The sequence below is a fragment of the Neorhodopirellula pilleata genome (genome assembly GCF_007859915.1).
GTDB lineage: Bacteria > Planctomycetota > Planctomycetia > Pirellulales > Pirellulaceae > Rhodopirellula > Rhodopirellula pilleata.
The window spans coordinates 493,350-499,818 of the sequence record NZ_SJPM01000002.1; the positions used below are offsets into that span (position 1 = coordinate 493,350).

Below are 6,469 nucleotides of genomic sequence, written 5' to 3' on the forward strand. Positions count from 1 at the left end.
ACCCGGCATCTTCATAAACCTCGTCCCATTGCGATTAAGTCCGTCAGCTTCTTCGGCATCGGCAAAGGATGATGATCCAGGTAGCGATCGCTCGTTCGACAAGTTTATCTTCGACACAGGTTACCCCTACCAATATCCCGCGTGTTGCAGCACAGTGCTCGTTCGGGTGTCGAAGTAGTAGTCTGCGCCACCGCCGTCGGACTGGACGGGACTATGGAAGTGTATTGCGGATTCAGGAATAGGCCAATCAAGTCCGTCGAAAGAATGGTCAAATTGTTCGCCTACAATTGATTCGCCATGACCTAGATCTTCTCTAGAGACGAAAGATTGCCCATCGGCATCAGCCCACAGCTGGTCAAGGTATTCGGTCAAGTCTTCGAGCGTGATTGTGTACATCGCACGGTGACCCATCGCATATTTGTCCAGAGTGATGTTGCGAGCGTGCGGTGGTAAGTAGCGTTCGATTCGGAAATCGCGAACGTCCGCATAAGTTTCGTATTTGAATACGCCGAATCGTTGAGAGTCGACAATCGAGCCAACGCCTGCGCAGAGCGGGATAAATGCCAAAGCTGCAATGGTGGTGGCGACAAAGAAGGTCTTCAGTGCTTTCCTACGGAGCACCAACGCAAGAACGACCGACAAGAGGACGAATCCTGCGAGCAGACAAACGGTAATCTTGAAGGGCAGGACTATTGGCCAGAGCATGACTCGATGGGGTAACGCTTGCCGTCACCGAGGACGGACGATTGATCTTCCACTTCAGGAATCGCGCAAGCCGTCCTTCGGTGCACGGCATTGTTCTGTGGTGCTAACGCCGGGGTCTGATACGGAGAGCTCTCCGGACGCAGTCTCGTAATATAAACGACCATTGATCGAATAAACGTTTGGCACCCCCAAACGCCTACTCTCGTCTTGAGCGTCATTTACCGCAATGCTCCCCAGTCGCACAAGCTCGTCAATCGCAGCGTACTTTTCGGCGGTCAAAATTGGTTTTCTAATCATCCGACGATTCAACCAAGTTCATGAAAGTTGTGTGGAGCGACGTATCTCGGACCGTCAGCACATTCCGCGATCCAACCGATACATCTTGGATGCGGCTTCCGCCATTGTACAGCACGACCCAACTATCGGCCAGATTGCGGTAAAGCGTCCAAAAGTTCCGGATGCTACGATAATAGCGACGTCGGATGTCGGCCTCGGGAACATCATGACCGCCCTTGAGAACGCGCTCGGCGACACGTGCGACGCAAACGTCGACCGTATCGACGAATACAAAAACGATGGTGATCGCATAGCCACGTCTGCCAGCGTCGCTCATGTAGTTGCGAAATGACCGTCCAGACAATGTAGATTCCACGACGAAGCTTCGGTTACTCGCAATGGCGTCGCCGACGGACCGAACGAACTTTCGCCCCGCTTCGACGCGAGCAGATGTCGGATAGAGGGGATTAATCGAGGCAGCAATCGCGTCAGCGCCATAGTATGGGATTGATGCTGCGGTCGCGTATTGCATGGCGACCGTCGTTTTGCCGGATCCGTTCGGCCCGCCGACAATCAACAGGTGCGGTATATCAGACAATCAGTGCTCCATAGGTTTCATGCAGGAGGCATTTTCACAGAACGCCGCCGATCACGGAGCGGCCTAGCAAAAGTTTGAAGTTTCAAAACGGCGTCTTGGTCGCTGCCGTGGATCGGAATGGTTCGTCGTGTCCGATGGGATCACGCTAGGCGGTTGACATTGCCGCAATGGTACCGACTCACGCAGCCATCTTCAAGCAATTTTAGGCATCGCACTTCCTAATGCCGGAAATCACGAACGTTGAATTAGTGTGCGATTAGTGCTGATTAGCGTTCAGCGCAGCCTGTCTATCGGGAACACTAATCCGCGCTAATCGAACACTAATCCAGCCCCCACGTCGCAACGGAGTCGTCGACACGACGGCGGCGGTCTTCGCGGTCTCCAGCACCGACGAACGCTTGGATTCACGGGATCGGGCAGTGAAAACTCTGATCTATCAAAACGCTGCACGCCCGACTCCCGTGCAATCCATTGGTTCGCCTGCAGTTTTGACGAGTTGCTAACGCTTGAACCGTTTCAGTTCTCTAATCATACCGTTGTTCACGATTGCAATCATCACGTAATCTTGGAATGAAGGAGCTAGCGTCCAAAGTTCATCACCGGGGCTCATTCGATCTACGAACTTTATCCAATCGGTAACGTTCTTGGATCGTATACGCGATTCGACATCTGAAGTGAGCAATTCGTCAAGTCGATCGTCCACCGGAGTAGGATTGACGCGCCATGGACCATCATCATTCCTCCGAACCCGGAGTGCGCAAGATTCACACTCTCCAAGCTCTGATTGCACGTGTGGCAACGGAGCCGTTACCGACGCGCTCATTCGCGAAGTCGTAATGACGAATCCGCCGCAATGTGGACATCGTGGTGAATCTTTGCGACGATGAGTTACGTTCAGATGCGACCTCCGAAAGGCGAACGGTACGCGTAACCGGGCGCGCGCGAAAGATTCTCAACTTCAAAAACGTCCGTCCGCGTGCTCCGGTTCACGCGATGGTTATCCGCCGTACGATTTGAGCACGATCGGATCAGTCGGTGCTATCGACAGTCGGAAAATGGGTCGCCAGCCGTTCTCCCTTGCGTACGCCAAGAGGTCGCGGCCGCCGTAGGGAAGGAGCATGCCGAAGTTGGTTTTCGTTTGGCTTGTCACAACGGCATCGAGAATAAGTGGTTCGTATTTGCCATCAATTTGAACGAAAATGTCAATTCGGTCTCCGGCAGAGAACGAGGATGTCTCAGCCGTCGGAGTTCGTCCCACTGCCTCGTGGCCGCGTGGAATAAAATAGGGTTTCGTAAAATCAAACGCAACTTGTCGGGAATCGGCAAACGAGTGTGCGAAGGCCCACCATCCGGCCCCAAACGAAACCCCAACCATACACGCGGCGATAGCGCAATCACGAATAAACCGACGTGCCTGAGCCATCAAAGTCCCCTTTCCGAATGCAGCATCGCGGCATTTGGGTCGTTTAGTAAGCGGTCGAATGTTTGCATACGCTGCCTGTGTTCCATTCGGTCAACCGAATCGTTTAGGCGTGCGGCGCGAACTACCTGTTGACGCGCTAGTTCGTCGCGAACAACGGACGCACGCTGTTGAGCAGAGCCGTCATGGATCTTGTGCATTGCGTTCATTTTCGATTCGTGAGCTTTCCAGCCGAGGAAGAATGCACCAACGCAGAGTGGAAGTGCGAGCAAAAATCGCAGGCCAAATTTTGGTTTTCGCATCGAGTCAGCGTGCCACATGCATTGAATACTTCAGTCGGATAACGGGAGCGATATGCGGGCGGCGGCGTTTGAAGTGATTGCTACCAAAACGGCGACCATCGCCGCTCCGTCATCATCGCATTGTTACGAGTCAATCATCTTAGCATCGTGCCGACAGACTTGCCATCAACTTCGGCCCGACGGCTTGAGCCGACAGCCGCTACCATTGGTCAGGCGTCGGACCATGCCCCGCAGGGCAGGCGTCGGTTTGTGCCCCGCAGGGCAGTCCTGAACCGTGCCCCGCAGGGCCGGCGTTGAACATGCCCCGCAGGGCGACACTGGACGATGCCCCGCAGGGCAGCCGGGCAGTCCGCGTTACTCAGCGTTGACACATTCCTCGTGCTCGTAACGGGAGCGATATGCGGGCGGCGGCGTTTGAAGTGATTGCTACCAAACCGGCGACCATCGCCGCTCCGTCATCATTGCATGGTTACGAGTCAATCATCTTAGCATCGTGCCCGCAGGCTTGCCATCAACTTCGGCCCGACGGCTTGAGCCGACAGCCACCACCATTGGTCAGGCGTCGGACAATGCCCCGCAGGGCAGGCGTCGGTTTGTGCCCCGCAGCGCAGTCCTGAACTGTGCCCCGCAGGGCCGGCGTTGAACATGCCCCGCAGGGCGACACTGGACGATGCCCCGCAGGGCAGCCTGGCAGTCCGCATTACTCAGCGTTGACACATTCCTCGTGCTCGTAACGGCGGGGTTCAGCGGGGCCGCGCGAGCGACTCACCACTTCAAAAACGTCAACTCGCGGCCTCCGTTGCAACCCATGGTTCGTCGTCTTTTGGAAGTGGCAAACGGGTGTCCATCACCCGATACATGTGACACAAGTATATCGAGCGTGTTCGAGCGAGCAAACTGGAGTTGACGCGGTGTGTCAGCAATGAAGTCCTGATTCGCCAACCGGATGCGTATTCAAGTTCGCGCTCAATCAGATTGCACCAGTGAACGCAAAGATCAAGAACGTGAGTAGCACCGCAGTAAATCCACAAACGAGTAACCGCATTCCGTATCCTCTGCTTCGTGACATCTCAACTGTCATGTCGAAATCGTCATCGTTCTGCAACGGATGCCTTGAAGCGATGCGCGACCATGCGTATGCAATCGCGATCCATAGGACAATGACCGTTGCAGCAAAAGCGAGGTTCACCACGGGCAATCACGCTTGCGTAGTGTCAGGTGCGGGTTGGTGATCGTGTAGTCCCGCATCGACGAACGTCACGCGTCACCCGGTACGCGCGAAAGATTTTCCATTTCAAAACCGGCCGGCTCGCGTACTCGGGTGCACGCGATTGTTACCCGATTGCCCCGTCGCTAATCGCAACCCTTCGTCGCCGCCAAACGTCCGGCGGGTCGTCACAACAATCAAGTTCGAGCCAGCCATCAGTTTCGCCCTTAAACTCGATACCGTCAATCGCGACGGGTGTTCGCCAGTGTATAAAACCTGCGGAGTCAAGGCAGATGACGTCGGTGTAAGTTGCAATGAACGCGTGCTTGGGATCATGTGCGATGTAACAAGCAATGCCGAGGTCATCGTAGTATCTCCACGAATATGCTTGATCAAGGCGAAGTAGGTAGACAGCACCGCGTGCAATCCAGAGGTGAGCGTTAGCGTACGGCCAATGAGTAATCGACGTTGCGTATCCATTTCCCGGTTTCGCATTGGCGATCCAGCAGTGCGTCTCATCAGTCCAACATCGAAGGACGCAACCCTCGGATGTTGTAGTGCCGTTTCCATCGTCAAGATTTACGACATTGTCTTGCGTCCGTGGAAGGTGAGGCAGCGGCTCGAGACGCACGTTCATTTCTTTCGGGTAACGGTAGGGTTCAGCGGGGCCGCGCGAACGACTCTCCACCTCAAAAACGTCAACTCGCGGCCTCCGTTGCAACCCATGGTTCTGTCCGCTATTCGTGAACCTGGCAGTTAGGCAATGCAGCGCGGAGTGTCGCAACGCCCGCATCTGACAGTTTCGTATCGTTGACGCCCAGGTGTTCCAACGCATTTAGTGTAGCAAGCGACGGTATACAATTGTCAGAAAGTGCGGTATTTCCTATCCGCAGAATTCGCAGCCTGGGCCATGCGTTTGGGGACGCAAGAATTGCGTCGGTGACTTCAGTCTCAAATAGATCGAGATGTTCGAGGTTTGCGAAGCGTTCTAACGCCGCGCGTGCGTCATCAGTCATTCTCGTAGCGCCAAGATGCAGTGAATGCAGGTCAAGAGGCGCTAGGTACTCGACGCCGACCGCCGAGATAGCCGTGTCGCCAATCGCAAGGCTGCGCAACGAACGGAGTTTTGCGACTGCGGTCATTGCGTCATCCGTGACTGCAGTGCCCTGTACAAGCAGTTCTTCAAGCACATCGAGTTGCGCAAGATGAGTCATCCCTGCGTCGGTGATCGGCGTTCCATCGAGCCACAAGAATTTGAGTTGCGACATGGATGCTACGTGAAGAAGTCCATTGTCCGTTACCGCTGTGTCATACAAGCCTAGCCAAGTCATGGACGGCAGATCGAGGAGGAGCGGTAAGTCGTCATCAGTTACCGTACTGCGACTAAGGTCAACCTGAACGACGTCTCCGACGTAGTCATCACCCAGTAGATTATGCATCCAGCCCGACGGTGCCGCACGAACGCCAAGGTCGAAATCATATTTGACGGTACCGCCAAGGTCACGAACACGCGTCACAATAACGGATTGTTGCTTTGCGTCGCGTAATCGCGATGCAACGTTGAAGACGACGACGCCAAGGAGCGGGACGAGCACCACCAGGGCAACAATTGAAACGGTGCGAAATCGTCGATTCATACGTGGGGTGAACGTCCCTTCGTGACAGAACGTTACCAATCACCCGGCGGCGACGAGAAGTTGTCAATTATCAAAACTCCCGACTTCGCCGCTCGGGTGCATTGGATGGTTCAAGTAAGCCGCTATCGCGGCGGGGAAGTACATTTTGAGTGGTTTGGAGGTATCTGGATTTGTTTGAAGCATCCTGGCAGGAGGAGCTGTTCGCTGTGGACAGCTCATCAACTCCTCCTGTTACAGGAAACTTTCGATGTCCAAGTATAGCAATAACAGCAGCCCCAATCCACTCGGGCTCTTCTTTCCCGCTGCAGTTCGCCAGCGACTCTC

4 protein-coding genes are annotated in these 6,469 nt (G+C 54.8%); all 4 read right to left on the bottom strand.

Features of this window, described 5'->3' with window-relative positions; translation table 11 throughout:
• Positions 1–126: 126 nt before the first annotated feature.
• Positions 127–642, bottom strand: coding sequence for a hypothetical protein (locus Pla100_RS06910; RefSeq protein WP_146576937.1), 516 nt, complete (start codon positions 640–642; stop codon positions 127–129).
• Positions 643–994: 352 nt separating this feature from the next.
• On the bottom strand, positions 995–1,579 hold the full coding sequence (locus tag Pla100_RS06915) for an AAA family ATPase (RefSeq protein ID WP_146576938.1): 585 nt from the start codon (positions 1,577–1,579) through the stop codon (positions 995–997).
• 3,016 nt (positions 1,580–4,595) lie between these two features.
• Positions 4,596–5,027, bottom strand: a complete 432-nt coding sequence (locus Pla100_RS06920; protein ID WP_146576939.1) for a hypothetical protein — start codon at positions 5,025–5,027, stop codon at positions 4,596–4,598.
• A gap of 218 nt (positions 5,028–5,245) precedes the next feature.
• A complete protein-coding gene (locus Pla100_RS06925; RefSeq protein ID WP_146576940.1) occupies positions 5,246–6,145 on the bottom strand; it encodes a leucine-rich repeat domain-containing protein in 900 nt (299 codons plus the stop codon).
• Positions 6,146–6,469 lie beyond the last annotated feature (324 nt).